This window comes from Ideonella azotifigens, from assembly GCF_021043325.1.
Lineage (GTDB): Bacteria > Pseudomonadota > Gammaproteobacteria > Burkholderiales > Burkholderiaceae_C > Ideonella > Ideonella azotifigens.
In genome coordinates this window covers 312,003-335,755 of record NZ_JAJNKD010000001.1, presented here as the reverse complement: position 1 = coordinate 335,755, position 23,753 = coordinate 312,003, and the positions used below count along the sequence as shown (strand labels likewise).

The 23,753-nt window shown below is 62.7% G+C and carries 35 protein-coding genes and 2 tRNA genes; 1 reads left to right on the top strand and 36 read right to left on the bottom strand.

From position 1 onward, the window contains the following. The first annotated feature begins 36 nt into the window (after nucleotides 1-36). The gene (fusA, locus tag LRH25_RS01500) at nucleotides 37-2,061 is read left to right on the top strand and encodes an elongation factor G (protein ID WP_141285584.1); all 2,025 of its coding nucleotides are present in this window, start codon (nucleotides 37-39) and stop codon (nucleotides 2,059-2,061) included. A 215-nt stretch (nucleotides 2,062-2,276) separates the two neighbouring features. On the opposite strand, the gene LRH25_RS33335 is transcribed toward fusA, so the two are convergent. The 36 genes from LRH25_RS33335 to tuf all read right to left on the bottom strand — a co-directional run bounded on the left by LRH25_RS33335 (nucleotide 2,277) and on the right by tuf (nucleotide 23,557). Further along, on the bottom strand, nucleotides 2,277-2,762 hold the full coding sequence (locus LRH25_RS33335) for a DUF7689 domain-containing protein (protein WP_425551818.1): 486 nt from the start codon (nucleotides 2,760-2,762) through the stop codon (nucleotides 2,277-2,279). Further along, on the bottom strand, nucleotides 2,735-3,211 hold the full coding sequence (locus LRH25_RS01495) for a hypothetical protein (protein ID WP_141285586.1): 477 nt from the start codon (nucleotides 3,209-3,211) through the stop codon (nucleotides 2,735-2,737). The genes LRH25_RS33335 and LRH25_RS01495 overlap by 28 nt, the downstream gene beginning before the upstream one ends. Before the next feature lie 11 nt (nucleotides 3,212-3,222). Then, a complete protein-coding gene (locus tag LRH25_RS01490; RefSeq protein WP_141285588.1) occupies nucleotides 3,223-3,882 on the bottom strand; it encodes a hypothetical protein in 660 nt (219 codons plus the stop codon). Nucleotides 3,883-4,334: 452 nt separating this feature from the next. Further along, nucleotides 4,335-4,411, bottom strand: a tRNA-Met gene (locus tag LRH25_RS01485). Nucleotides 4,412-4,519: 108 nt separating this feature from the next. Next, nucleotides 4,520-4,596: transfer RNA gene (locus LRH25_RS01480), tRNA-Met, on the bottom strand. A gap of 32 nt (nucleotides 4,597-4,628) precedes the next feature. Next, complete coding sequence (dsbD, locus tag LRH25_RS01475; RefSeq protein WP_231010052.1) at nucleotides 4,629-6,608, bottom strand: protein-disulfide reductase DsbD; 1,980 nt, start codon at nucleotides 6,606-6,608, stop codon at nucleotides 4,629-4,631. Nucleotides 6,609-6,801: 193 nt separating this feature from the next. Next, the gene (gene rplQ / locus LRH25_RS01470) at nucleotides 6,802-7,194 is read right to left on the bottom strand and encodes a 50S ribosomal protein L17 (RefSeq protein WP_141285590.1); all 393 of its coding nucleotides are present in this window, start codon (nucleotides 7,192-7,194) and stop codon (nucleotides 6,802-6,804) included. A 95-nt stretch (nucleotides 7,195-7,289) separates the two neighbouring features. Then, nucleotides 7,290-8,279, bottom strand: a complete 990-nt coding sequence (locus LRH25_RS01465) for a DNA-directed RNA polymerase subunit alpha (protein WP_141285592.1) — start codon at nucleotides 8,277-8,279, stop codon at nucleotides 7,290-7,292. A gap of 149 nt (nucleotides 8,280-8,428) precedes the next feature. After that, complete coding sequence (rpsD, locus tag LRH25_RS01460) at nucleotides 8,429-9,052, bottom strand: 30S ribosomal protein S4 (RefSeq protein ID WP_141285594.1); 624 nt, start codon at nucleotides 9,050-9,052, stop codon at nucleotides 8,429-8,431. Between the two features lie 305 nt (nucleotides 9,053-9,357). Then, entirely contained in the window at nucleotides 9,358-9,762 is a 405-nt protein-coding gene (gene rpsK / locus LRH25_RS01455; protein WP_141285596.1) for a 30S ribosomal protein S11, read from the bottom strand. Nucleotides 9,763-9,794: 32 nt separating this feature from the next. Then, the gene (rpsM, locus tag LRH25_RS01450; protein ID WP_141285598.1) at nucleotides 9,795-10,160 is read right to left on the bottom strand and encodes a 30S ribosomal protein S13; all 366 of its coding nucleotides are present in this window, start codon (nucleotides 10,158-10,160) and stop codon (nucleotides 9,795-9,797) included. A 34-nt stretch (nucleotides 10,161-10,194) separates the two neighbouring features. Then, complete coding sequence (gene rpmJ, locus LRH25_RS01445) at nucleotides 10,195-10,308, bottom strand: 50S ribosomal protein L36 (RefSeq protein ID WP_028997278.1); 114 nt, start codon at nucleotides 10,306-10,308, stop codon at nucleotides 10,195-10,197. Between the two features lie 93 nt (nucleotides 10,309-10,401). Continuing rightward, entirely contained in the window at nucleotides 10,402-11,712 is a 1,311-nt protein-coding gene (secY, locus tag LRH25_RS01440; protein ID WP_141285600.1) for a preprotein translocase subunit SecY, read from the bottom strand. 31 nt (nucleotides 11,713-11,743) lie between these two features. Beyond that, a complete protein-coding gene (gene rplO, locus LRH25_RS01435) occupies nucleotides 11,744-12,175 on the bottom strand; it encodes a 50S ribosomal protein L15 (RefSeq protein WP_141285602.1) in 432 nt (143 codons plus the stop codon). 24 nt (nucleotides 12,176-12,199) lie between these two features. Further along, nucleotides 12,200-12,385, bottom strand: coding sequence for a 50S ribosomal protein L30 (gene rpmD / locus LRH25_RS01430; protein ID WP_141285604.1), 186 nt, complete (start codon nucleotides 12,383-12,385; stop codon nucleotides 12,200-12,202). 19 nt (nucleotides 12,386-12,404) lie between these two features. Then, nucleotides 12,405-12,923 (bottom strand): 30S ribosomal protein S5, encoded by a 519-nt coding sequence (rpsE, locus tag LRH25_RS01425; RefSeq protein WP_141285606.1) that lies wholly within the window; start codon nucleotides 12,921-12,923, stop codon nucleotides 12,405-12,407. 18 nt (nucleotides 12,924-12,941) lie between these two features. Then, nucleotides 12,942-13,301, bottom strand: coding sequence for a 50S ribosomal protein L18 (gene rplR, locus LRH25_RS01420; RefSeq protein WP_141285608.1), 360 nt, complete (start codon nucleotides 13,299-13,301; stop codon nucleotides 12,942-12,944). An 11-nt stretch (nucleotides 13,302-13,312) separates the two neighbouring features. Continuing rightward, on the bottom strand, nucleotides 13,313-13,846 hold the full coding sequence (gene rplF, locus LRH25_RS01415) for a 50S ribosomal protein L6 (protein ID WP_141285610.1): 534 nt from the start codon (nucleotides 13,844-13,846) through the stop codon (nucleotides 13,313-13,315). 17 nt (nucleotides 13,847-13,863) lie between these two features. Then, the gene (gene rpsH / locus LRH25_RS01410; protein WP_141285612.1) at nucleotides 13,864-14,259 is read right to left on the bottom strand and encodes a 30S ribosomal protein S8; all 396 of its coding nucleotides are present in this window, start codon (nucleotides 14,257-14,259) and stop codon (nucleotides 13,864-13,866) included. 25 nt (nucleotides 14,260-14,284) lie between these two features. Continuing rightward, a complete protein-coding gene (gene rpsN, locus LRH25_RS01405) occupies nucleotides 14,285-14,590 on the bottom strand; it encodes a 30S ribosomal protein S14 (RefSeq protein ID WP_141285614.1) in 306 nt (101 codons plus the stop codon). An 8-nt stretch (nucleotides 14,591-14,598) separates the two neighbouring features. After that, nucleotides 14,599-15,165 carry a 50S ribosomal protein L5 gene (gene rplE, locus LRH25_RS01400; protein WP_141285616.1) on the bottom strand — a complete coding sequence of 189 codons (567 nt, stop codon included), beginning with the start codon at nucleotides 15,163-15,165 and terminating at the stop codon, nucleotides 14,599-14,601. A 14-nt stretch (nucleotides 15,166-15,179) separates the two neighbouring features. Further along, nucleotides 15,180-15,497 carry a 50S ribosomal protein L24 gene (gene rplX, locus LRH25_RS01395; protein WP_141285618.1) on the bottom strand — a complete coding sequence of 106 codons (318 nt, stop codon included), beginning with the start codon at nucleotides 15,495-15,497 and terminating at the stop codon, nucleotides 15,180-15,182. Nucleotides 15,498-15,525: 28 nt separating this feature from the next. Further along, the gene (gene rplN / locus LRH25_RS01390; protein WP_088286487.1) at nucleotides 15,526-15,894 is read right to left on the bottom strand and encodes a 50S ribosomal protein L14; all 369 of its coding nucleotides are present in this window, start codon (nucleotides 15,892-15,894) and stop codon (nucleotides 15,526-15,528) included. A gap of 302 nt (nucleotides 15,895-16,196) precedes the next feature. Further along, nucleotides 16,197-16,706, bottom strand: coding sequence for a peroxiredoxin (locus LRH25_RS01385; RefSeq protein WP_141285620.1), 510 nt, complete (start codon nucleotides 16,704-16,706; stop codon nucleotides 16,197-16,199). A gap of 144 nt (nucleotides 16,707-16,850) precedes the next feature. Then, on the bottom strand, nucleotides 16,851-17,147 hold the full coding sequence (gene rpsQ, locus LRH25_RS01380) for a 30S ribosomal protein S17 (RefSeq protein WP_141285622.1): 297 nt from the start codon (nucleotides 17,145-17,147) through the stop codon (nucleotides 16,851-16,853). Continuing rightward, the gene (gene rpmC / locus LRH25_RS01375; protein WP_141285624.1) at nucleotides 17,144-17,344 is read right to left on the bottom strand and encodes a 50S ribosomal protein L29; all 201 of its coding nucleotides are present in this window, start codon (nucleotides 17,342-17,344) and stop codon (nucleotides 17,144-17,146) included. Before rpmC ends, rpsQ begins: the two co-directional genes overlap by 4 nt. 14 nt (nucleotides 17,345-17,358) lie before the next feature. Beyond that, entirely contained in the window at nucleotides 17,359-17,775 is a 417-nt protein-coding gene (gene rplP, locus LRH25_RS01370; protein ID WP_141285626.1) for a 50S ribosomal protein L16, read from the bottom strand. A gap of 2 nt (nucleotides 17,776-17,777) precedes the next feature. Beyond that, complete coding sequence (gene rpsC, locus LRH25_RS01365) at nucleotides 17,778-18,653, bottom strand: 30S ribosomal protein S3 (RefSeq protein WP_231010051.1); 876 nt, start codon at nucleotides 18,651-18,653, stop codon at nucleotides 17,778-17,780. A gap of 13 nt (nucleotides 18,654-18,666) precedes the next feature. Beyond that, complete coding sequence (gene rplV, locus LRH25_RS01360; protein WP_141284842.1) at nucleotides 18,667-18,996, bottom strand: 50S ribosomal protein L22; 330 nt, start codon at nucleotides 18,994-18,996, stop codon at nucleotides 18,667-18,669. An 11-nt stretch (nucleotides 18,997-19,007) separates the two neighbouring features. Further along, nucleotides 19,008-19,283: a 30S ribosomal protein S19 gene (gene rpsS / locus LRH25_RS01355; protein WP_141284844.1), complete on the bottom strand. Its 276-nt coding sequence runs from the start codon at nucleotides 19,281-19,283 to the stop codon at nucleotides 19,008-19,010. A 10-nt stretch (nucleotides 19,284-19,293) separates the two neighbouring features. Then, nucleotides 19,294-20,118, bottom strand: coding sequence for a 50S ribosomal protein L2 (gene rplB, locus LRH25_RS01350; RefSeq protein ID WP_141284846.1), 825 nt, complete (start codon nucleotides 20,116-20,118; stop codon nucleotides 19,294-19,296). A 3-nt stretch (nucleotides 20,119-20,121) separates the two neighbouring features. Continuing rightward, entirely contained in the window at nucleotides 20,122-20,451 is a 330-nt protein-coding gene (rplW, locus tag LRH25_RS01345) for a 50S ribosomal protein L23 (protein ID WP_141284848.1), read from the bottom strand. After that, nucleotides 20,448-21,068: a 50S ribosomal protein L4 gene (gene rplD / locus LRH25_RS01340; protein WP_141284850.1), complete on the bottom strand. Its 621-nt coding sequence runs from the start codon at nucleotides 21,066-21,068 to the stop codon at nucleotides 20,448-20,450. The genes rplW and rplD overlap by 4 nt, the downstream gene beginning before the upstream one ends. Beyond that, entirely contained in the window at nucleotides 21,068-21,739 is a 672-nt protein-coding gene (gene rplC, locus LRH25_RS01335; protein ID WP_141284852.1) for a 50S ribosomal protein L3, read from the bottom strand. The genes rplD and rplC overlap by 1 nt, the downstream gene beginning before the upstream one ends. Before the next feature lie 249 nt (nucleotides 21,740-21,988). Beyond that, nucleotides 21,989-22,300: a 30S ribosomal protein S10 gene (gene rpsJ / locus LRH25_RS01330; RefSeq protein ID WP_019561663.1), complete on the bottom strand. Its 312-nt coding sequence runs from the start codon at nucleotides 22,298-22,300 to the stop codon at nucleotides 21,989-21,991. A 66-nt stretch (nucleotides 22,301-22,366) separates the two neighbouring features. After that, nucleotides 22,367-23,557 carry an elongation factor Tu gene (tuf, locus tag LRH25_RS01325; RefSeq protein WP_141284854.1) on the bottom strand — a complete coding sequence of 397 codons (1,191 nt, stop codon included), beginning with the start codon at nucleotides 23,555-23,557 and terminating at the stop codon, nucleotides 22,367-22,369. Between the last annotated feature and the right edge of the window lie 196 nt (nucleotides 23,558-23,753).

Genomic DNA, 23,753 nt, shown 5'->3' with positions numbered 1-23,753 from the left:
CCGCGCAGCATTGCGCACGGGCCGGAAAGCATTGTCATGAACACCACCTTCAGGAACCTCCGCAACATCGGCGTCATCGCCCACGTGGACGCAGGCAAGACCACGACCACCGAACGCATCCTGTTCTACACCGGCGAGCACCACCGCATCGGCACAGTGGACGCCGGCAACACGCGCATGGACTTCGATCCGCAGGAGCGCCAGCGCGGCATCACCATCCACAGCGCGGCGGTCACCGTGCACTGGCACGGCACGCAGATCAACCTGATCGACACGCCGGGCCACATCGACTTCAACATCGAGGTCAAGCGCTCGCTGCGCGTGCTCGATGGCGCAGTCGTGGTGTTCGACGGCGTGGCCGGCGTGGAGCCGCAGACGGAGACCAACTGGCGCCTGGCGGACCAGTACCGCGTGCCGCGCATCGCGTTTGTCAACAAGCTCGACCGCACCGGCGCAGACTTTGCGCGCGTGGTCGAGATGATGGCCACGCGCCTGGGCGTGCGCGCGCTGCCGCTGCAGTTGCCGATCGGCACGGAAGGCGATTTCCGCGGCGTGGTGGACCTGCTGACGATGCGGGCGCTGCTGTGGGACCGCGACGATGCAAGCCAGCCGCCGCGCGATGCCGAGATCCCGGTCAATCTGTTGCAGGAGGCCGCGCGCCAACGCGCGAAGCTGATCGAAGCCATCGTCGAGCATGACGATGCGCTGCTGGCTGCCTGGCTGCAAGGCGACGAGCTGCCGCTGGCGGACCTTCGGGCCGGCCTGCGGCGCGCAACGCTGTGCAATGCCCTGGTGCCGGTGCTGGCTGGCTCGGCCTTCCGCAACCGCGGGGTCGAGCCCTTGCTGGATGCCGTTGTGGACTATCTGCCGCGACCGGGCGAAGCCCTGGCCGAACAGCCCGAAGCCGATCCGCAAGGGCCGCTCGCAGCGCTCGCGTTCAAGGTGGCGACGGACGATCACGGCACGATGGTCTTTGTGCGGCTGTACCGCGGCCGGCTGCGGCGTGGCGACATGGTCTTCAACAGCAGCACCGGCCGCAGCGAGCGTGTCTCGCGCTTGTACGAGGTGCATGCCGATCAGCGCGTGGAGAAGGACGAACTGGTGGCCGGCGACATCGCCGGCATCGTGGGCCTGAAGGACACGTTGACCGGCCACACGCTGAGCGACCGGGCACATGCGCTGCAACTGGAGTCCATCGACGTGGCCGAGCCTGTCATCGACCTGGCACTGGAACCGCAATGCCAGGCCGACAGCCAGGGCCTGCTGCGCGCACTGCAGATCCTGCAGCGCGAGGACCCCAGTCTGCGCGTGCGGCAGGACGCCGAGTCGGGTCAGACCATCCTGTCCGGCATGGGCGAGTTGCAGCTGGAAGTGGCGGTGGAAACGCTGCGCAGCCGGCATGGCGTGAACGTCTCGGTTGGTCGGCCGCAAGTGGCCTATCGCGAGACCATCACGCGCGAAGTGGAAGCGCATCACCTGCACCGCAAGCAGAGCGGCGGCCCGGGCCAGTTTGCCGAGCTGACGCTGCGCTTTGTGCCGCTGGCGCGCGGCGAAGGCTTCCGCTTCGAGCAGCAGGTGGTGGGCGGCGCGATCCCGCGCGAGTTCATCCCGGCCGTTGAGCAAGGCATTCGCCGCGCGGCGCTGTCAGGCGTGCTCGCCGGCATGCCGGTGGTGGACTTCAGCGCCACGCTGGTGGACGGCCGCGCTCACGTGCGCGACTCGTCGGCCCTGGCCTTCGAGCTGGCGGCGGCCGCGGCCTTCCGCGAGGCGATGGCCAAGGCCGATCCGCAGTTGCTGGAGCCGGTGATGGCCGTCGAAGTGCTGACGCCACTGGACCATCTGGGCGACGTGATCGGTGATCTGCACCGCCGGCGCGGCACGGTGCTGGGGCAGGAGGCACGCGGGGTGACCGCCGTAGCAGTGCAGGCGCAAGCGCCGCTGCAGGCCATGTTCGGCTACATCAGCCAGTTGCGAGCGCTGACCGCAGGGCGCGCCTCGTTCTCGATGCAGCACGCGCATTACGCCGCTGCACCTGAAGCGGCGCTGGCCCTCGCGGCCTGACGCAAGAAGGGGCGACCTCTAACGAGACCGCCCAACTTTTTGACGCTTGCGGGCAGCCTTCTCGGCAACCCGCGCAGCCAGCGAAAAAGGCCTGCATCGAATCAGCGATGCAGGCCCTTTCAAGGCCCTTGGTTGCGGGGGGCACGCAACTTGAGCAACAGACTGATCCGCTTAACGTGCGTCGTCTGACTCGACCATGCCCCTAGGTTCTTGAACTACCGCTCGAAGTAGCCCCACACGCGGCCATAGGTTGGACCTTCGAGTGTCTCGGGGCTCGCATGCCATACGTCGCTGACTTTGCCGCACTTCGAACTCCAACCGGGCTTCGGGCTGAGTGTCTGACGGGCGATATGAGTGAACACACCGCCATCTCCAACGTACAGCACCACTTTGGTCTTGCCCTCGACGTGCGTTCCATCATTACATTTAACGTAGCCCTGAGAAGCGAGCATCAACTCGTATTTCTCAATCGCGTAACCCTCGCGAGCAACGGGCCAATACGTTAGTGGAAAATTGACAGGCGAAGGCTCCCACCACTTTTGATCATCCTCCATAGCCCAAGCGACACAGTTATAAAATTGGTCGATTGGACTGGTTACCTCCAGACTCTTCTTATTCTTCTTTAGATTAGGAAATACCCTCGATAGATCACTCGGACTTGAGTACTTCTCAGTCACAACATCCCCTGTTTCGTCCCCCATTGGATCCAGGCGGCCGCGAGTTCACGGAGATTACCTTCTGGCAAATCTTGCCCGACACGCTCCCCGGTCAAAACCCTGAGAGCGAGATACCAGGGGTTGCCGTTCATTTGCAAATCCCTCAGCATATGAGGCACGACTTTGGGGCCCAAGGAAATCACCTTCAGGTATTCCTCGCTGTGATGCAGATCAGCCAAGAGAGAGCTATATTGTTGGCGTTCAAACAGCGAGGCAGCTAGCTTTTGAAACTCCACCCCAATATTTCGCGAAATCGCCTTACTAACCCACCTAGAGTCCGCTGGCGCCTCGAAGACTTCTACACGTTTCTGCCGCTTGAACTGTGAAGCCCCGGGGGCCGAAGTCTTCTGCTTGCGCAACATTGGCACATCGGGACGATAGCTTACATAGCCAATTCCGAAATCGTGGGCACCGCCAGAACTATAGTCATCCACGATATTCCCCCTTATTTAATTTCAATTTTTGTAACCCCAGTCGCCTCAAGCATCTTAGACAAGGCCTTCTCCTTGTCTCTAGCACGATTCAGAATATCTGCAAGCTGCTCGATATCTTCCGCATCAATAGCGATGTGAAATTTTTTATCTTCACCGTTTTCAAAGCAATCCAATATCAAAGTCTGAATGATCGAATAGGCATCGACGTTCGAGACCTTGTCCGAGGCGAAGATCGGGCGGATATCCGAAATTATTCGAGCCTCTTGCAAAACCAATGGGCGCTCAAACACGAGCCCCGTTGCCTTTGCCCTCATTGCAATTCGTCGATTACCTAGCAAAGACAAAAGCCGGCTCTTGAGCAAAGAGATACTCTTCTTCGTCTTGAGAAGCTCACGCCCACGGTACGAAGCCAGTCCATCCTCAACTCCGGCGACAACCTCTGCAGGGGTGTATCCGTCCGATATGTAGGCGAAATACAACGGCATCACCGCATGGAGAATCTGAGTCGCTTCGTCGGCAGAGCACTGAGTCAAACGCGACGTAAGTTCGCTTATCGATTCATTGATCGAAACGAGCGCAGTGAGCTTCTCCATGCTCTGCACAAGATCTGCAAAATCCTCGTCAGAGATTGACGCCAACGCGGCCAAGCGCGGTACCACATCAGGCTTCAAGCTGAGACGCAAAGTCGATCTTGACTGTCTGGAGGCCATGTCTTCCCACAAAAATCGCTATTGGGGCCGGAGTGTATCCGTCACTGGCACAAGACGCTCCCGAAACTTGCCCGCATAGGGGACAAGCTGCAGCAGTTGCGGTGGGCGTCTTGCCGGCCTTGAGCCATCGGTTCAGGCTGCTGAGGATTAGCTTCGTGCGCTGCCCGCCGAGGTGGCTGCGAAGACGGTGCCAAGCGCGGTGGAGCTCGCAGGCGATGTGACCGCCACCTAACGCCGCATGCTGCTGCAACTTCGCGACGTGCTACTTTCGGATGATCTTGAACGCACGCGCGCACTGATCGCCGAGTTGCTTGGCCCAATCACCATTGTGCGTGACTACGAAGGAACGTGGGCTGAAACGGCGAAACCCGCCGATCGCCTGCGCTTGCAGGCAATGGGCGGGTCTCCAAAAGTGGTTGCGGGGGCAGGATTTGAACCTGCGACCTTTGGGTTATGAGCCCAACGAGCTACCAGGCTGCTCCACCCCGCGACTGAACTGAACACAAGCACCGCCTGGTAACGGCGCCTGTCGATCTATTTGGCTTTGCTGCGCAGCCCCAGAAGGCGTGTCGCGCAGCGAACCAAGATCCTGAAATTTTGGTTGCGGGGGCAGGATTTGAACCTGCGACCTTTGGGTTATGAGCCCAACGAGCTACCAGACTGCTCCACCCCGCGACTGAAGCTAGCATTCTATAACGAAATTGGGCTCAGAGTCCAGCTCCCTGCAGCGTTTTCTCAAAGTCCCGCGCCGACTGGAAACCGACCAGTCGCGCCGAGCCGATTTCCTCGCCTTGCGGGTTGAAGAAGATCGTGCCGGGCGGGCCGAACAGCTGGAAGCGCTTGAGCAGCGCCTTGTCGTCGGCACTGTTGGCCGTCACATCAGCCTTGAGGAGCAAGGCACCCGCGAGGCGGGCGCGCACTGCCGCGTCGCTGAAGGTGAAACGCTCCATCTCCTTGCAGGACACGCACCAGTCGGCATAGAAGTCCAGCATCACTGGGCGGCCAGCCGTCTTCAACGCCTGATCAAGCTCGGCCACGCTGCGAACGGGCTGGAACGGCAGACCCGCCTCGGCGGGCTGCTCAGCCGCGCCAGCTGCTCGTCCTGAAACGATGTGGGCCAGCGGCTGCAACGCATCGCGCCCGCCGGAGGCCGCGCCGATCAACAGCAGCACGCCGTAGACCAGCGCAGCCGCACCCGCGGCGCGCTGCAGCCAGACACGTGGCGCGGCGCTGTGCGGACTAGCGTCGAACGGCCGCAGCATGAAGCCTGTAACCAGCAACAAGGCCGCCCAGCCCACCAGCACCAGCGTCGGCGGCAGCACCGGCTGCACGATCCACAGCGCCACGGCCAGCAGCAGCAGACCAAAGAAGTGCTTGACCACGTTCATCCAGCTACCCGAGCGCGGCAGCCAAGCACCGGCGGAAGCGCCGAGGACCAGCAGCGGCGTGCTCATGCCCACCGCCAGCGCGAACAGCGCCGAGCCGGCAAGCAGCACGTCGTGCGTCTGGCTCAGGAACAGCAGCGTGCCGGCCAGCGGCGCGGTGACGCAGGGGCTGACGATCAGCGCCGACAGGCCGCCCATCAGGAATACGCCGAACAGCTTGCCACCCGGCAGGCTGCGCGACGCGCCGTCCAGCTTGCCAGCCAGGCCGCCGGGCAGGCGCAGTTCGTACACGTCGAACATCGACAGCGAGAAACCAGCCAGCAGCAAGCCGAACAGAACCAGCACCCACGGCTTTTGCAGCGCCGCGGCCAGGCCCTCGCCGGCCAAACCCGCCGCCACGCCCAGCGCGGTGTAGATCATCGCCATGCCCAGCGAATAGGCCAGCGCCAAGCCGAAGCCGCGTGCCCGCGAGGTCGCGCCACCGCCGGCGATGATGGACGACAGGATGGGCAGCATCGGCAGCACGCAAGGCGTGAAGGCGAGCAGCAGACCCATCAACCAGAAGGCGCCCCAGACGGCCCAGAGCGAGCCGCCTTGCAGCAGCGCCTGGACGCGGTTGCCTTCGCTGACGGGCGCGGCGGCGGCAGTCACAAGCGCGGCCGATGTTGCCGGCGCGGCACCCGGCGTTGCGGTCGCCGCAGCCTGCAGGTCGATGCCCTTCTTCGCGTCAGGTGCTGCGGAGCTGTTGGCACCGGCAGCATCCGGCACGGCGTCCACATCCGGCACGACCTGCACGCTGCCATCGCCACCAAAGCCTTTCAGCGCGACTTTCAGCGTCAAGGTTTGCGGCGGGTAGCAAAGGCCGGCTTCAGCGCAACCCTGGTAGACCACGCGCAGCGTGAACGGGCCACTGGCTTGCTTGACCGGCAGCTTGACCGAAAGGTCACCGTGGTAGGTTTCGACGTTCTTCTGGAAAGTCTGGTCGAACTTGACCTTGCCCTTGGGCAGGTCTGCCTCGCCCAGCGTGGCGCCGTCGGCCTCGAACTGGAAGTGCTCGCGGTACAGGTAGTAGCCGGAGGCCACTTTGAACAGCAGGCCGACGCTGCGATCGTCCGCTGCCTGCGCCGAGACGACAAAGGCCTGCGCCGGGTCCAGGAACTCCTGTTCGGCGTGGGCGGGGCGCATCAGGCTGACCAGCAGCAGTGCGAAGCACAGCGCCAGCCAGGGCAGCACGGAGAGGTTCAACCGGCGCGGCACGGGGCGTGCGGCACGGGAGGGCAAAAGCAACGAAGACGACATCATGGGCGAAGTGTGAGGGCTTCGACGAAGCGAGGTGCAGACAGGTGCTTGTGGCATCCGCCTGCAGCCGCACCGCGCGGTATCGGCACGGTTGCAGGGTAGATCCACCTTGCGACCGCGCCATGAAAAAAGGCCAGCAGATGCTGGCCCTTGTTCTCAGGACTGGGCGATGTGAACCGCCGCGTCGCTGAATGGCTTACGCCGCGGCTTCGGCCGTTTCGGCTTGCGCGTCGGGGCGGTCGACCAGCTCGACATAGGCCATCGGCGCGTTGTCGCCAACGCGGAAGCCCATCTTCAGGATGCGGGTGTAGCCGCCCGGACGGGTCTGGTAACGCGGGCCCAGCTCGTTGAACAGCTTGGTGACGATGTCACGGTCGCGCAGGCGGGCGAAGGCCAGGCGGCGATTGGCCACGGTGGCTTCCTTGGCCAGCGTGATCAGCGGCTCGACGACGCGACGCAGTTCCTTGGCCTTGGGCACGGTGGTCTTGATCGCTTCGTGTTCCAGCAGCGAGACGCACATGTTGCGCAGCATGGCTGCACGGTGTTCGCTGGTGCGGTTGAGTTTACGGAGACCGTTACGGTGACGCATGGTGCTTTTCCTTTCCTAGAGTATTGCCAGCAGCCGGATCAGGTACTGCCGGGGGCACCGGTGAGGGCATCATGACCTCACCATTCTTCAAAATATCAGCGCTTATCCAGGCCCTGGGGCGGCCAGTTTTCCAGGCGGGCGCCCAGAGTCAGGCCACGCGAAGCCAGCACTTCCTTGATTTCGTTCAAGGACTTGCGGCCCAGGTTCGGCGTCTTCAGCAGCTCGGTTTCGGTGCGCTGGATCAGGTCGCCGATGTAGTAGATGTTCTCGGCCTTCAGGCAGTTGGCCGAACGCACAGTCAGTTCGAGCTCGTCGACCGGGCGCAGCAGGATCGGATCGAACACCGCCGAGCTCTTCGCCGCTTGTTCGCCGAAGGTGGCGATCTCGCCGGCGTCCAGCTGTGCGAACACGGCCAGTTGCTCAACCAGGATCTTGGCCGATGCTCGGATCGCTTCCTCGGGCGAGATGGCGCCGTTGGTCTCAATCTCCATCACCAGCTTGTCCAGGTCGGTGCGCTGCTCGACGCGGGCGTTTTCGACCGCGTAGCTGACGCGCCGGACCGGCGAGAACGATGCGTCCAGCACGATGCGGCCGATCGACTTCGTCGGCTCATCGCCGTAGCGGCGCATGTTGCCGGGCACATAGCCGCGGCCCTTCTCGACCTTGATCTGCATGTCCAGCTTGCCACCGTGGGCCAGGTGGGCAATGACGTGCTCAGGGTTGACGATCTCGACGTCGTGCGGGGTCTGGATGTCGGCCGCGGTGACGGGGCCTTCACCTTCCTTGCGCAGGACAAGGGTCACTTCGTCACGGTTGTGCAGACGGAACACCACGCCTTTGAGGTTCAGCATGATGTGCACCACATCTTCCGCGACGCCATCGACCGTGGAGTACTCATGAAGCACGCCAGCGATCGTGACCTCGGTCGGTGCGTAACCCACCATCGACGACAGCAGCACGCGACGCAGCGCGTTGCCGAGCGTGTGACCATAACCACGCTCAAACGGCTCGAGCGTGACTTTGGCGCGGTGGCCGCCCAGCGGCTCCGCAACGATGGCTTTGGGTTTCAGCAGATTGGTTTGCATGTAAGTCCAGTTCCTCTCAATACCCTCGGCTCGTTACACCGATAAGGCTGACGGACCACGCCGGAAAGCGAAAAACCCGCAGCGGAACCGGCTTGCCGCAGCGGGGTGACTGCTGCGCGCCGGCAGGGCCGTGCGCGCAAGAAATCAGATCAGCGCGAATACAGTTCGACGATCAACGATTCGTTGATCTCGGCGCCGAATTCGTCGCGGTCAGGCGCCTTCTTGAAGGTGCCTTCGAGCTTGGTGGCATCCACCGCAACCCATGCCGGCAGGCCGATCGACTCGGCCAGCTTCAGCGAGTCGGTGACACGCAGTTGTTTCTTCGACTTTTCGCGAATGGCCACCACGTCGCCGGCCTTGACCTGGTACGACGGAATGTTCACGACAATGCCGTTGACCGTCAGCGCCTTGTGCGACACCAGTTGGCGCGCTTCAGCACGGGTCGAACCGAAGCCCATGCGGTACACCACATTGTCCAGGCGGGATTCCAGGATGGTCAGCAGGTTCGCACCGGTGCTGCCCTTGCGGCGGTCGGCTTCAGCGAAGTAGCGGCGGAACTGACGCTCCAGCACGCCATACATGCGCTTGACCTTCTGCTTTTCACGCAGTTGCAGACCGAAGTCCGAGGTGCGCTGACCCGAGGTACGGCCGTGCTGGCCGGGCTTGGTGTCGAACTTGGCCTTGTCGCTGATGGCGCGGCGAGCGCTCTTCAGGAAAAGGTCGGTGCCTTCGCGGCGAGACAGTTTCGCCTTGGGGCCGAGGTAACGTGCCACGTTTGTGTCCTTCAGTCGTTGTCTGACGCGACGCCCGTGGCCTGCGGCGTGACACTCCTGACGGAATGCGGCCGAAAAACCGTGGCTCGCGCGAGTCTGGCGGGTATTCTTTGAATTCGCTCAGACGGTGGGCTTACGGTGCCTGCGCGCTCGCTGGCAGATCTTGCAAAACCTGCAGACCCATCCAATTCGCGAAGCAGACCCCTGGAACCCAAACGGCCAGCGAGCGAAAGGCTTTTCAGCATTCCGCGCACCGGCGTTCGGGAAACTCTCGATTGTAGCAGGGCATGACGCCCTGCGCCAACTCAGATGCGGCGACGCTTTTGCGGGCGGCAGCCGTTGTGCGGAATCGGGGTGATGTCCGAGATCGAGTTGATCCGGATGCCCAGCGAAGCCAGCGCACGAACCGACGATTCACGGCCGGGGCCAGGGCCCTTGATCCGCACGTCCAGGTTCTTGATGCCCTGTTCCTGGGCAGCACGGCCGGCCGTTTCAGCAGCGACCTGGGCAGCGAACGGCGTCGACTTGCGCGAGCCCTTGAAGCCCTGGCCACCTGACGACGCCCACGACAGCGCGCCGCCTTGACGGTCGGTGATGGTGATGATGGTGTTGTTGAACGACGCGTGCACGTGCGCAATGCCGTCCGCGATGTTCTTGCGGATCTTCTTGCTCACGCGCCGAGCGGCGGTGCTGGCAGGGGACTTGGCCATGTCTTGTACTCTTCAGATGTTTCGGACGGCGCTTACTTCTTCAGCGCTGCGGCACCCTTGCGCGGGCCCTTGCGGGTGCGGGCGTTGGTGCGGGTGCGCTGACCGCGCATCGGCAGGCCGCGACGATGGCGGAAACCGCGGTAGCAGCCCAGGTCCATCAGGCGCTTGATGTTGATCGAGGTTTCGCGACGCAGGTCGCCCTCGATCGTCAGCTTGCCGACTTCTTCCCGGATCTTCTCCAGGTCGCCATCGGTCAGGTCCTTGATCTTCTTGGACAGGGGAATGCCGACCGCTTCGCAGATCTTCTGCGCCGTCGTACGGCCGATGCCGTAGATGTAGGTCAGGCCGATTTCCGCGTGCTTCTGCGGCGGAATGTTGATACCAGCAATACGTGCCATTGTGCTTCCTTAGCTTCGTGTCAGCGCTCGCGACTCAACCTTGCCGCTGCTTGTGGCGGGGGTCGGTGCAGATCACGCGAACCACGCCATTGCGGCGGATGATCTTGCAATTGCGGCACATCTTCTTGACTGATGCTGCGACTTTCATGATCTTCTCCTTGACCTTCTCAAACGCTCATTTCAGTTTCAACACGAAATGAGCGCGACTCAATTCGTACCCGGCACCCAGTTCAGGACGAGCTCAGCTCGACTTGAAGTTCGCCTTCTTCAGCAGCGATTCATACTGCTGGCTCATCACATACGACTGCACCTGGGCCCAGAAGTCCATCGTCACGACAACGATGATCAACAGGGACGTGCCACCGAAGTAGAACGGAACGTTGTACTTCAGGACCAGGAACTCAGGCAGCAGGCAGACCAGCGTGATGTAGATCGCGCCAGCCAGCGTCAACCTGGCGAGGATCTTGTCGATGTGCTTCGCGGTCTGCTCACCCGGGCGAATGCCAGGGATGAACGCGCCGCTCTTCTTCAGGTTGTCAGCAGTCTCGCGGCTGTTGAACACCAGTGCCGTGTAGAAGAAGCAGAAGAACACGATCATCGCGGCGAACAGCATCACATAGATCGGTTGACCCGGTGACAGCGCCGACGAGATGTCCTTCAGCCAGCGCACGCCTTCGCCGGTGGCAAACCAGCCCACCACCGTTGCCGGCAGCAGGATGATGGACGACGCAAAGATCGGCGGAATCACGCCCGACATGTTCAGCTTCAAGGGCAGGTGTGACGACTGGCCGCCGTAGACCTTGTTGCCGACCTGACGCTTGGCGTAGTTCACCAGGATCTTGCGCTGGCCCCGTTCCACGAACACCACGGCGAACGTCACGGCAATGACGATGGCAATGATGAACAGGCAGGCAATGATGCTCATCGATCCGGTGCGAACCAGTTCGAACAGGCCACCAATCGCATTGGGCAGGCCGGCAGCAATGCCGCCGAAGATCAGGATCGAGATCCCGTTGCCCAGGCCACGCTCGGTGATCTGCTCGCCCAGCCACATCACGAACATCGTGCCGGCCACCAGGCTGAACACGGTGGTGATGCGGAAGCCGAAGCCAGGATCCAGCACCAGGCCTTGCGAGCCTTCCAGCGCAAGGGCAATGCCCAGGGACTGGAAGATCGCCAGCACCAGGGTGCCGTAGCGCGTGTACTGGGTGATCTTGCGACGACCCGATTCACCTTCCTTCTTCAGCGCCTCCAGGCTCGGCACCACGTAGCTCATGAGCTGCATGATGATCGAGGCCGAGATGTACGGCGTGATGCCCAGCGCGAACACCGTGAACCGCGACAGCGCGCCACCCGAGAACATGTTGAACAGGTTCAGGATGCCGCCCTGCTGACCCTGGAACAAGGCCTGCAGTTGCTGCGGGTTGATGCCTGGCACGGGAATGTGCGCACCAATGCGATAGACGACCAGCGCCAGCAGCAGGAAGACCAGTCGACGACGCAGGTCGCCAAACTTGCCATTCTTGGCCAGCTGATTCGGTGAGGTTGCCACGGGCGTGGGTGTCCTAATCTGCCGTCAGACTTCAGGCCAGCTCGCCGCCGGCGGCTTCGATGATGGCCTTGGCGCCGGCGGTAGCGCCGATGCCCTTCAGGACCACCTTCTTGCTCAGCTCGCCCGACTTGATGACCTTCACGTTCTTCACGATCTGGGCCACCATGCCGCGCTGCTTGAGTGCCAGCAGGTCAACTTCAGCAAGGTCCAGCGCTTGCAGTTCACCCAGGGTGATTTCAGCGTTGTACTTCAGCAGGGCCGACTTGAAACCACGCTTGGGCAAGCGACGCTGCAGCGGCATCTGGCCGCCTTCGAAGCCAACCTTGTGGTAGCCGCCGGCACGCGACTTCTGACCCTTGTGACCGCGACCAGCGGTCTTGCCCAGACCGGAACCGATGCCACGGCCAACGCGGCGCTTGGCATGCTTGGCACCGCCAGCGGGCTTGATGGAATTGAGTTGCATGTTGCTTTTCCTCGTGGCGGGCGCTTAGAGCACCAGGACCAGGTAGGCGATTTTGTTGATCATGCCGCGCACCGAAGGAGTGTCCTCCAGCACGCTCTGGCTGTTCACGCGACGCAGGCCCAGGCCACGCACCGTGTCACGGTGCGATTGCTTGCAACCGATCGGGCTGCGCACCAGCTTGACCGTGAGGGTCTTTTTGGCTTCAGTCATTGAAGTTCTCCTCGGCGGTTCAGTTGAAGATTTCTTCAACTGTCTTGCCGCGCTTGGCAGCGATCGATGCCGGCGTGGTCGAGCGCTTCAGCGCGTCCAGCGTGGCACGGACCATGTTGTAGGCGTTCGAGGTGCCATGGCTCTTCGCGACGATGTCGGTGATGCCCAGCACTTCGAAAACGGCGCGCATCGGGCCACCAGCAATGATGCCGGTACCGGCGGGTGCCGGCATCATCATCACGCGGGCTGCGCCGTGTGCACCTTCGACCTTGTGGAAGATCGTGCCGTTCTTCAGTGCAACCTTGATCATGCCGCGGCGAGCAGATTCCATGGCCTTCTGCACCGAAACCGGCACTTCCTTGGCCTTGCCCTTGCCCATGCCAACGCGGCCATCGCCGTCGCCGACCACGGTCAGCGCCGCGAAACTGAGGGTGCGACCACCCTTGACCACCTTCGTGACGCGGTTCACCGCGATCATCTTTTCCTTCAGGCCGTCGTCATTGCCTTCGGTCTGCGCGCGGGGTTGAAACTTTGCCATTTCTGTATTCCTTTGCGATCAGAACTGCAGGCCGGCTTCGCGAGCTGCCTCGGCCAGCGCCTTGACGCGGCCGTGGTATGCGAAACCTGCGCGGTCGAAGGCAACCTTCTCGACGCCGGCGGCCTTGGCCTTCTCGGCGACGCGCTTGCCAACCAGCGCGGCAGCAGCGGCATTGCCACCATTGCCAGACAGTTCGGCCCGCAGGTCCTTTTCGACGGTGGACGCAGAAGCCAGCACCTTGGTGCCGTCGTCGGAAATGACGCTGGCGTAGATGTGCAGGTTGGTGCGGAAGACGGTCAGGCGCGCGACGCCTTGCTTGGCGATGCGCTCGCGCGTTTGACGCGAGCGACGCAGACGCTGTTCTTTTTTGGTCAGCATGGTGTCGCTCCTTACTTCTTCTTGGTCTCTTTGAGGACCACGCGCTCGTCGGCGTAGCGGATGCCCTTGCCCTTGTAGGGCTCCGGCGGCCGGAAGGCACGGACTTCAGCGGCGAGCTGACCGACGACCTGGCGGTCGGCGCCCTTGATCAGGATCTCGGTCGGGGTCGCGGTGGTCACGGTGATGCCGGCAGGCATGTCCTTGACCACGGGGTGCGAGAACCCGATCTGCAGATTCAGCTTCTGGCCTTGGGCCTGGGCACGGAAGCCCACGCCAACCAGCGTGAGCTTCTTCTCGAAGCCCTTGCTGACGCCGTTGACCATGTTGGCCAGCAGCGCACGCACGGTGCCGCTCATGGCATCGGCTTCAGCAGACTCGTCGGTTGGGCTGACCTTCAGCACACCAGCTTCGCTCTCGACCTTGACCAGCGCATGCGCCGGCCGCACCAGGGTGCCATTGGCACCCTTGACGGTGATCTGGTCGTCCACGATCTTGACGTCCACGCCTTGCGGGACGGTGATCGGCATTTTTCCAACGCGGGACATTGCTCGACTCCTTCCCTTTAGGCCACGTAGCAGAGCACTTCGCCGCCGACACCGGCTGCGCGCGCTTTGCGGTCGGTCATCACGCCCTGGGGCGTGGTCACGATGGCAACACCCAGGCCGTTCATGACCTGCGGAATGGCGTCACGGCCGCGGTAGATCCGCAGGCCAGGACGGCTGACTCGTTCGATGCGCTCGATGACCGGACGGCCAGCGTAGTACTTCAACGAGATTTCAAGTTCGCTCTTGCCGGTCTCACCCTTCAGGGCGAAGGCATCGATATAGCCCTCGTCCTTCAGCACCTGCGCGATCGCAACCTTGAGCTTGGAAGCCGGCATGACAACCGACGTCTTCTCAACGGCCTGCGCATTGCGGATGCGGGTCAGCATGTCGGCGATAGGATCACTCATGCTCATAGCTGTATTCTCCAGTTCGCCTTGATTACCAGCTGGCCTTGATCACGCCAGGAATGTCGCCCTTGAAGGCGAGCTCGCGGATCTTGCTACGGGCCAGGCCGAAGGTGCGGAACGTGCCACGGGGACGACCCGTGAGTTCGCAACGATTGCGCAGGCGGGTCGGGTAGGCGTTGCGCGGGAACTGCTGCAGTTCCAGACGTGCGGCGTAACGCTCTTCTTCCGACTTCTTTGCGTTGTCGATGATGGCCTTCAGCTCGGCGTACTTCTTCGCGTACTTGGCGACCAGCTTTTCACGCTTGTCTTCACGCTGCTTGAGGGAAGTTTTAGCCACGGGTCACCTCAGTTCTTGAACGGGAAGCGGAACGCGGCGAGCAGTGCCTTGCACTCATCGTCGGTCTTCGCGCTGGTCGTGAAGGAAATGTTCATCCCGCGGATCGCGTCGATCTTGTCGTACTCGATTTCCGGGAAGATGATCTGTTCCTTGACGCCGATGTTGTAGTTGCCGCGGCCATCGAACGAACGGCCGGAGATGCCACGGAAGTCACGCACACGCGGCAGGGCCACGGTGACGAAACGGTCCAGGAACTCGAACATCCGCGCGCCACGGAGCGTGACCATGCAGCCGATGGGCACCTGCTCACGGATCTTGAAGCCCGCGATGGCCTTCTTCGACTTCGTGACCACAGGCTTCTGGCCTGCGATCTTGGTCAGGTCGCCGACGGCGTGGTCCATGACCTTCTTGTCGGCCACGGCCTCGCTCACACCCATGTTCAGGGTGATCTTGGTCAGGCGCGGCACTTCCATCACCGACTTGTAGCCGAACTTGGCCATCATGTCGGGCACGACCTTCTCTTGGTAGAAGGCCTGCAGCCGGGCGACGATCGCCGCTTGTTGCGTTTGACTCATGCTGGATACCCGCCTTAAGCCTTGATCTCTTCGCCGCTGGACTTGAACACGCGGACCCGCTTGCCATCGGCGAGGGTCTTGATGCCCACGCGGTCAGCCTTGCCGGCAGCCGCATTCCAGATGGCAATGTTGGATTGGTGGATCGGCATGGTCTTGTCGATCACGCCGCCAGTCGTGCCCTTCATCGGGTTCGGCTTGGCGTGCTTCTTGACCATGTTGACGCCTTCGACGACCACACGGTCCTCGTCGACGCGCAGCGACACGGTGCCACGCTTGCCTTTGTCACGGCCGGTCAAGACCACGACCTGGTCGCCTTTGCGAATCTTGTTCATCGCGATTCCTTCAGTCTTGGCGAGATGCTCAGAGCACCTCAGGCGCCAGCGACACAATCTTCATGAAGCGCTCGGTGCGCAGTTCGCGCGTCACCGGGCCGAAGATGCGGGTGCCGATCGGCTCCAGCTTGGCATTGAGCAGCACGGCGGCATTGCCGTCGAACTTGACCAGCGAGCCGTCCTGGCGACGCACGCCCTTGGCGGTGCGCACGACCACAGCGCTGTAGACCTCGCCCTTTTTGACGCGGCCACGCGGCGCGGCTTCTTTGATGCTCACCTTGATGATGTCGCCGATACCGGCATAGCGACGCTTGGAGCCGCCCAGCACCTTGATGCACATGACGGACTTGGCGCCCGTGTTGTCCGCGACGTCAAGCCGCGATTGCATTTGGATCATGTCGATTCCCCAACTTGCTCCCGGCCCGCATCACCCCCTTGGCGATACATGAACGGTCAGTATTGGTCCCGTCTTGTTTGAAACTCAGCGAACGCTGGAACGCGCGCGCCTTGCATCAAGCAGCTTGGGCTGAAACCGGCCCGGGTCTCGCCACGAGTGGCCAACGGTGTTTGCGTTGGCGTACGAGCGGGCCCTAGACCGGCGAAGCTTTCAATTATGCACGAGGTGAAACGCGGGTGTCAACACCCCCGCTTCAGAAAGACCCTGGGGCTGCGCGTCCGCGCCCCAAAGCCTTGAGCAGGTCAGAGCGCCTTTGCCTGTGCCAGCAGTGTCTGGGCATCGCTGAGCTCGAACTTGCCTGGCGCCTCGACGTTCAGCGTCCTGACCACACCGTCGACGACCAGCATCGAGTAGCGCTGCGAGCGCACCCCCATGCCGCGCGCGGTCAGGTCCAGCGTCAGCCCGGTCGCGCGGGCGAAGTCGGCCGAGCCGTCGGCCATCATGCGCAGCTTGCCAGCTGTGTGCTGGTCGCGCGCCCAGGCGCCCATGACAAACGCGTCGTTGACCGACACGCACCAGATCTCGTCGACGCCAGCAGCGTGCAGCGCCTCTGCGTTCGCCACATAGCCGGGAACGTGCTGGGCCGAGCAGGTCGGCGTGAAGGCGCCGGGCAGCGCAAAGATGGCCAGGGTCTTGCCCGCAGCCAATTGCGCAACCTCGAAGGTGTTCGGGCCCAGGCTGCAGCCCTCGCCTTCGACTTCGAAGAATTCCTGCAGCTTGGTCGCCGGCAGGCGATCTCCAACTTTCAACATGATGCTTGTCCTTGCGGGATGAGGTAGAGACGGCGGCCGCCCAATGAAAAACGGCCGGACGCTGGAGTATTCCAGCATCCGGCCGCAATGCGAGATGCAAGGGGCTTGCACCCCTCGAACTCAGCGTGCGATCAGCTCACACGATCAGACCAGGCGGGCCTTCTCGATCAAGCGGGTCACGACCCAGTTCTTGGTCTTGGACATCGGACGCGTTTCCGCGATCTCGACCATGTCGCCCATGTGGTACTCGCCCTTTTCGTCATGGGCGTGGTACTTGCGCGAGCGGGCCACGATCTTGCCGTAGAGCTCATGCTTGACGCGACGCTCGACCAGGACCGTGATGGTCTTGGCGCGCTTGTCGCTGACCACACGGCCCACCAGGGTACGGGTGTTGGTGGTCTTGTCAGTCGTCGCCACGGCGACTTCTTGAGCTTGCGTCATTTCGTCGCTCCCTTCTTCTTTTCGGCCAGGACGGTCTTGGCACGAGCGATGTCGCGACGGGCCTCGCCCAACAGCGTGTGGTTGGTCAGCTGCTGGGTGCCCTTTTGCATGCGCAGGTTGAAGTGCGCACGCAGGAGGTCAGCGACCTCCTTCTCGAGCGCAGCCACGTCCTTGGCTCGCAGTTCAGATGCATTCATGATGAACTTTCCTCTCAGGCGCCGAGCATGCGGGCGACGAAGGTGCAACGCAGCGGCAGCTTTGCAGCAGCCAGCGTGAACGCTTCGCGAGCCAGCGCTTCAGGCACGCCGTTGATCTCGTAGAGCACCTTGCCGGGCTGGATTTCAGCCACGTAGTACTCCGGGTTGCCCTTGCCGTTACCCATCCGGACTTCGGCGGGCTTTTGCGAGATCGGCTTGTCCGGGAAGATGCGGATGAAGATCCGGCCACCGCGCTTGATGTGGCGCGAAATGGCACGGCGAGCCGCTTCGATCTGGCGGGCCGTCAGACGGCCACGCTCGGTCGCCTTCAGACCGAAGTCACCGAAGGACACGTTGGCACCGCGGGTGGCGACGCCAGTGTTGCGGCCCTTCTGCTCCTTGCGGTACTTGCGACGATTAGGTTGCAGCATGCTTATTCTCCTTTGCCTTCGCCACCGGCGGCAGGCGCGGCGACCTTGCGCACGCGCTTGACGGCGGGAGCGCCAGCACCACCGGCGGGGGCGCCGGCAGCTTCGGCAGGCCTGTCGCCAGCCGGACGCGGGGCGCCACGGTCGCCGCCCGGACGGCCACGGCCGGTCGGGGCACCCGGACGGGTGTTGCGACGCGGGCGGCGATCATCTTCAGCACCCGGAGGCGTGTTGATGGTCGGCGCTTCGCCATTGGCCAGGCGGTCACCGCGGTAGACCCAGACCTTGACGCCGATGACGCCGTAGGTGGTCTTGGCTTCCGAGAAACCGTAGTCAATGTCGGCCTTCAGGGTGTGCAGCGGCACACGGCCTTCGCGATACCACTCGCAACGAGCGATTTCGATGCCGTTCAGACGGCCGGACGACATGATCTTGATGCCCTGGGCGCCCAGGCGCATCGCGTTCTGCATCGCGCGCTTCATCGCGCGGCGGAACATGATGCGCTTTTCCAACTGCTGGGTGATCGAGTCGGCGATCAGCTGCGCATCGATTTCGGGCTTGCGCACCTCCTCGATGTTCACTGCCACCGGCACGCCCAGGCGGCGGGTCAGTTCGGCCTTCAGGTTCTCGATGTCTTCACCCTTCTTGCCGATCACCACGCCCGGACGGGCGGAGTAGATCGTGATGCGGGCGTTCTTCGCAGGACGCTCGATCAGGATGCGAGACACGGCGGCATTCTTCAGCCGGGCCTTCAGGAATTCACGAACCTGCAGGTCTTCGGCCAGCATGCCGGCGAAGTTGCGGTTGTTTGCATACCAGCGCGACGCCCATGCACGGGTGACGGGGAGCCGGAAGCCGGTCGGGTGGATTTTTTGTCCCATGGTCTTCCTTGGCTTAGTTGCCCACGGTCACGTAGATGTGGCAAGTGCCCTTGCTGATGCGATTTCCACGGCCCTTTGCGCGGGCCGAGAAACGCTTCAGCGTGGTGCCTTGCTCCACGTAGATCGAGGTGACCTTCAGTTCGTCGATGTCCGCGCCGTCGTTGTGCTCGGCGTTGGCGATGGCGCTCTCGAGTGCCTTCTTGACGATCCCGGCGGCCTTCTTCTGGGTGAACGCCAGAATGTTGAGCGCTTGATCGACTTTCTTGCCGCGAATCAGGTCGGCGACAAGCCGGCCCTTGTCGGCCGACAGTCGCACGCCACGGACGATTGCTTTCGTTTCCATCGTCGTGTCCTTTACTTCTTGGCCTTTTTGTCCGCAGGGTGACCCTTGAACGTACGGGTCAGTGCGAACTCGCCCAGCTTGTGGCCGACCATCTGGTCGCTCACATACACGGGCACATGCTGCTTGCCGTTGTGCACGGCAATCGTCAGGCCAATGAAGTCGGGCAGGATCGTCGAACGGCGCGACCAGGTCTTGATCGGCTTCTTGTCCTTCACGGCGACGGCTTTTTCAGCCTTGGCCAGAAGGTGGTGGTCCACAAAGGGACCCTTCTTGAGTGAACGTGCCATGGTCCAGCCCTTACTTCTTGCGACGCGAGACGATGAACGTCTGCGTGCGCTTGTTGTTGCGAGTGCGGTAGCCCTTGGTCAGGGTGTTCCACGGCGACACGGGAGCCTGGCCCTCGCCGGTACGGCCTTCGCCGCCACCGTGCGGGTGGTCCACCGGGTTCATGGCAGTACCACGAACGGTCGGACGGATGCCCTTCCAACGGATCGCACCAGCCTTGCCGTACTGGCGCAGGTTGTGCTCTTCGTTGCTGACTTCACCGATGGTGGCGCGGCACTCGATGTGGATCTTGCGGACTTCACCCGAACGCAGCCGAAGCTGGGCGTAGGTGCCTTCGCGCGCCATCAAGGTCACCGAGGTGCCGGCCGAACGCGCAATCTGCGCGCCCTTGCCAGGCATCATTTCGATGCAATGGATGGTCGAACCCACCGGGATGTTGCGGATCGGCAGCGTGTTGCCAGCCTTGATCGGCGCTTCCGAGCCGCTCATGATGGTGGCACCGACTTCAAGACCGCGCGGGGCGATGATGTAGCGGCGCTCGCCATCGGCGTAGCACACCAGCGCAATGTGGGCGGTGCGGTTCGGGTCGTACTCGATGCGTTCGACCTTGGCCGGAATGCCGTCCTTGTTGCGCTTGAAGTCGACCACGCGGTAGTGGTGCTTGTGACCACCGCCCTTGTGGCGAACCGTGATGTGACCGTTGTTGTTGCGGCCGGAGTTCTGCTTCTGGGGTTCCAGCAGCGAAGCTTCCGGCGCGCCCTTGTGCAGGTGCTTGTGAACGACCTTGACGACGGCGCGACGGCCGGCGGAGGTCGGTTTGACTTTGACGACTGCCATGATTTACGCGGCCTCCCCGGAGAAGTTGAGCTCCTGGCCGGCCTTCAGCGAGACATACGCCTTCTTGACGTGGTCGCGACGGCCCATGTTCTTGCCAAAGCGCTTGGCCTTGCCCTTGACGTTGACGACAGCCACGGCTTCGACATCGACCTTGAACAGCAGCTCGACCGCGGCCTTGATTTCAGGCTTGGTGGCGTCGCGCAGGACCTTGAACAGGACCTGGTTGTGCTTCTCGGCGACCATGGTGGCCTTTTCCGAGATCACCGGCGCAACCAGCACCTGGGCCAGGCGGCCTTCATTGAATTTACCGATGACGGGGTTGATGCGGCTCATGCGAACATCTCCTTGAGCTGCTCGATCGCGGCCTTGGTCACCAGCACCTTCTTGTAGAAGACCAGTGACAGCGGATCGGCGTAGCGCGGCTCGACGACCAGCACATTGGCCAGGTTGCGCGAAGCCAGGAACAGGTTGTCGTCGATCTGGTCGGAGATGACCATCACCGAGCTCAGGCCCATGGCCTTGAACTTGGCAGCCAGTTCCTTGGTCTTCGGCGAGTCGACAGCCAGCGAATCCACCACGGCCAGGCGGCCGTCGCGGGCCAACTGAGACAGGATCGCAGCCATGCCGGCGCGATACATCTTCTTGTTGACCTTCTGGGTGAAGTTCTCGTCCGGGCTGTTCGGGAAGGTGCGACCACCCCCGCGCCACAGCGGCGAGGACGTCATACCAGCACGAGCGCGGCCGGTGCCCTTTTGGCGGAACGGCTTCTTGGTCGAGTGGTGAACCGCTTCGCGGTTCTTCTGGGCACGGGTGCCTTGACGCGCATTGGCCTGGAAGGCCACGACGATCTGGTGCACCAGGGCTTCGTTGTAATCACGGGCGAACACGGTGTCGGGCGCGTCCACCTTGGACGTGGCCTGACCTTGTTCGTTCAGGAGCTCGAGTTGCATCAGTTGGCTCCCTTCTTGGCCTTCGCCTTGACGGCAGGACGCACGACCACGTGGCCGTTCTTGGCGCCCGGCACCGCACCGCGGACCAGCAGCAGCTGGCGCGCTTCATCGATGCGGATGACGTCGAGGTTCTGGGTCGTGACGGTTTCGTCGCCCATGTGGCCGGACATCTTCTTGCCCGGGAACACGCGGCCCGGATCCTGCGCCATCGAGATCGAACCCGGCACGTTGTGCGAACGGCTGTTGCCGTGCGACGCGCGCTGCGAGCCGAAGTTGTGGCGCTTGATGGTGCCCTCGAAGCCCTTGCCGATGGAGGTGCCCTGCACGTCGACCTTTTCGCCGGTGGCGAACAGGGAGACGGGAACGACAGCGCCCGGCTTGTACTCGGCGGCCACGTCGGCCGCGACACGGAATTCCTTGAGGATTTCACCGGCTTCGACGCCCGCTTTCGCGAGGTGGCCGGCTTCTGGCTTGGTCACGCGCGATGCTTTGCGCGAACCGAACGCCACCTGGATGGCGCTGTAGCCGTCGGTCTCAACGGTCTTGATCTGGGTCACGCGGTTGTTGGACACATCCAGCACGGTCACAGGGATGGCATCGCCATCGTCCGTGAACACACGCATCATGCCCACCTTGCGGCCCAGCAAGCCGAGACGGTTGCTAAGACTCATGGTTTTTCTCCGCCCCCATGCCCTCATGGCGAGGAGGCCGGTTTAACAAACCCGACAACGATTGGCCGGGCTGACGAAGCTTCAGTCGCCGCGAATCACCTTGAAGGGCTCTCCGCGCCGCCGAAGCCAATTGCTCTATCCACACGGCAAAGGGCGGAGCACCAAAGCGCACCACCCTTTAACGCGGAAAAGCTTGCGAGTATAGCGTGCCTGCGGGCGAACCCGCAAGCACGCTGTTCGCAGGGCTGCTTACTGCAGCTTGATCTCGACGTCCACGCCAGCCGGCAGGTCCAGCTTCATCAGCGCGTCGACGGTCTTGTCGGTCGGGTCGACGATGTCCATCAGGCGCTGGTGCGTGCGGATCTCGAACTGGTCGCGCGAGGTCTTGTTGACGTGCGGCGAACGCAGGATGTCGAAGCGCTGCATGCGGGTCGGCAGGGGCACGGGGCCCTTGACGATCGCGCCGGTGCGCTTGGCGGTGTCAACGATTTCCAGGGCGGACTGGTCGATCAGCTTGTAATCGAAAGCCTTCAGGCGGATGCGGATCTTTTGCTTTTGCATGACTGTTCCTAAAAAAGAGCGATGAGGCGGAGGGCACCTGGCTGGCACCGACCGCCGGTCATGCAATTACTCGATGATCTTGGCAACCACGCCGGCGCCGACGGTGCGGCCACCTTCACGGATGGCGAAGCGCAGGCCCTCTTCCATCGCGATCGGGGCGATCAGCTTGACGGTGATGCTGACGTTGTCGCCCGGCATGACCATTTCCTTGTCCTTGGGCAGCTCCACCGCGCCGGTCACGTCCGTCGTGCGGAAGTAGAACTGCGGGCGATAGTTGTTGAAGAACGGCGTGTGACGGCCGCCTTCGTCCTTGGACAGGACATAGATCTCGGCGGTGAAGTGGGTGTGCGGCTTGACGCTGCCCGGCTTGCACAGCACTTGGCCGCGCTCGACGTCTTCACGCTTGGTGCCGCGCAGCAGGATGCCGACGTTGTCGCCAGCCATGCCCTGGTCCAGCAGCTTGCGGAACATTTCCACGCCGGTGCAGGTGGTCACTTGCGTGGCCTTGATGCCGACGATTTCGATCGATTCGCCGACCTTGATGATGCCGCGCTCGATACGGCCCGTCACCACGGTGCCACGGCCCGAGATCGAGAACACGTCTTCCACCGGCATCAGGAAGGAGCCGTCCACTGCACGCTCAGGCGTCGGGATGTAGCTGTCCAGTGCGTCGGCCAGGGCCATGATGGCGCCTTCGCCCAGCTCGCCCTTGTCGCCTTCGAGCGCCAGCTTGGCCGAGCCCTTGACGATGGGGGTGTCGTCGCCCGGGAAGTCGTACTTGGAAAGCAGCTCGCGCACTTCCATTTCGACGAGTTCCAGCAGCTCGGCGTCGTCCACCATGTCGCACTTGTTCAGGAACACGATGATGTACGGCACACCGACCTGACGCGCCAGCAGGATGTGCTCGCGGGTCTGCGGCATCGGGCCGTCAGCGGCCGAGCACACCAGGATCGCGCCGTCCATCTGGGCAGCACCGGTGATCATGTTCTTCACATAGTCAGCGTGGCCCGGGCAGTCAACGTGCGCGTAGTGGCGGTTGGCGGTCTCGTATTCAACGTGTGCGGTGTTGATCGTGATGCCGCGTGCCTTTTCTTCCGGCGCCGCATCGATCTGGTCGTAGGCCTTGGCCTCGCCACCGAACTTGGCCGACAGAATCGTCGTGATCGCCGCCGTCAGCGTCGTCTTGCCATGGTCCACGTGACCAATCGTGCCCACGTTCACGTGCGGCTTGGTCCGTTCAAACTTGCCTTTTGCCATTTCGTATTCTCCAGAGAAAGAACAATTGCCCGTGTCGGTTTAGGGTCTCCAGCACTGGCTGCCACGGGCAGCTTGCCAACCACGTCGTGCGTGGCGCCGAAGACCAAATTGGAACCACCCCGAGCGCCTGCGGCGCTCCCCTCAAGGGGCGCCACCAGCGGACTGGCAGAGCCAGATCCGCGGCGGCCACTGGGTG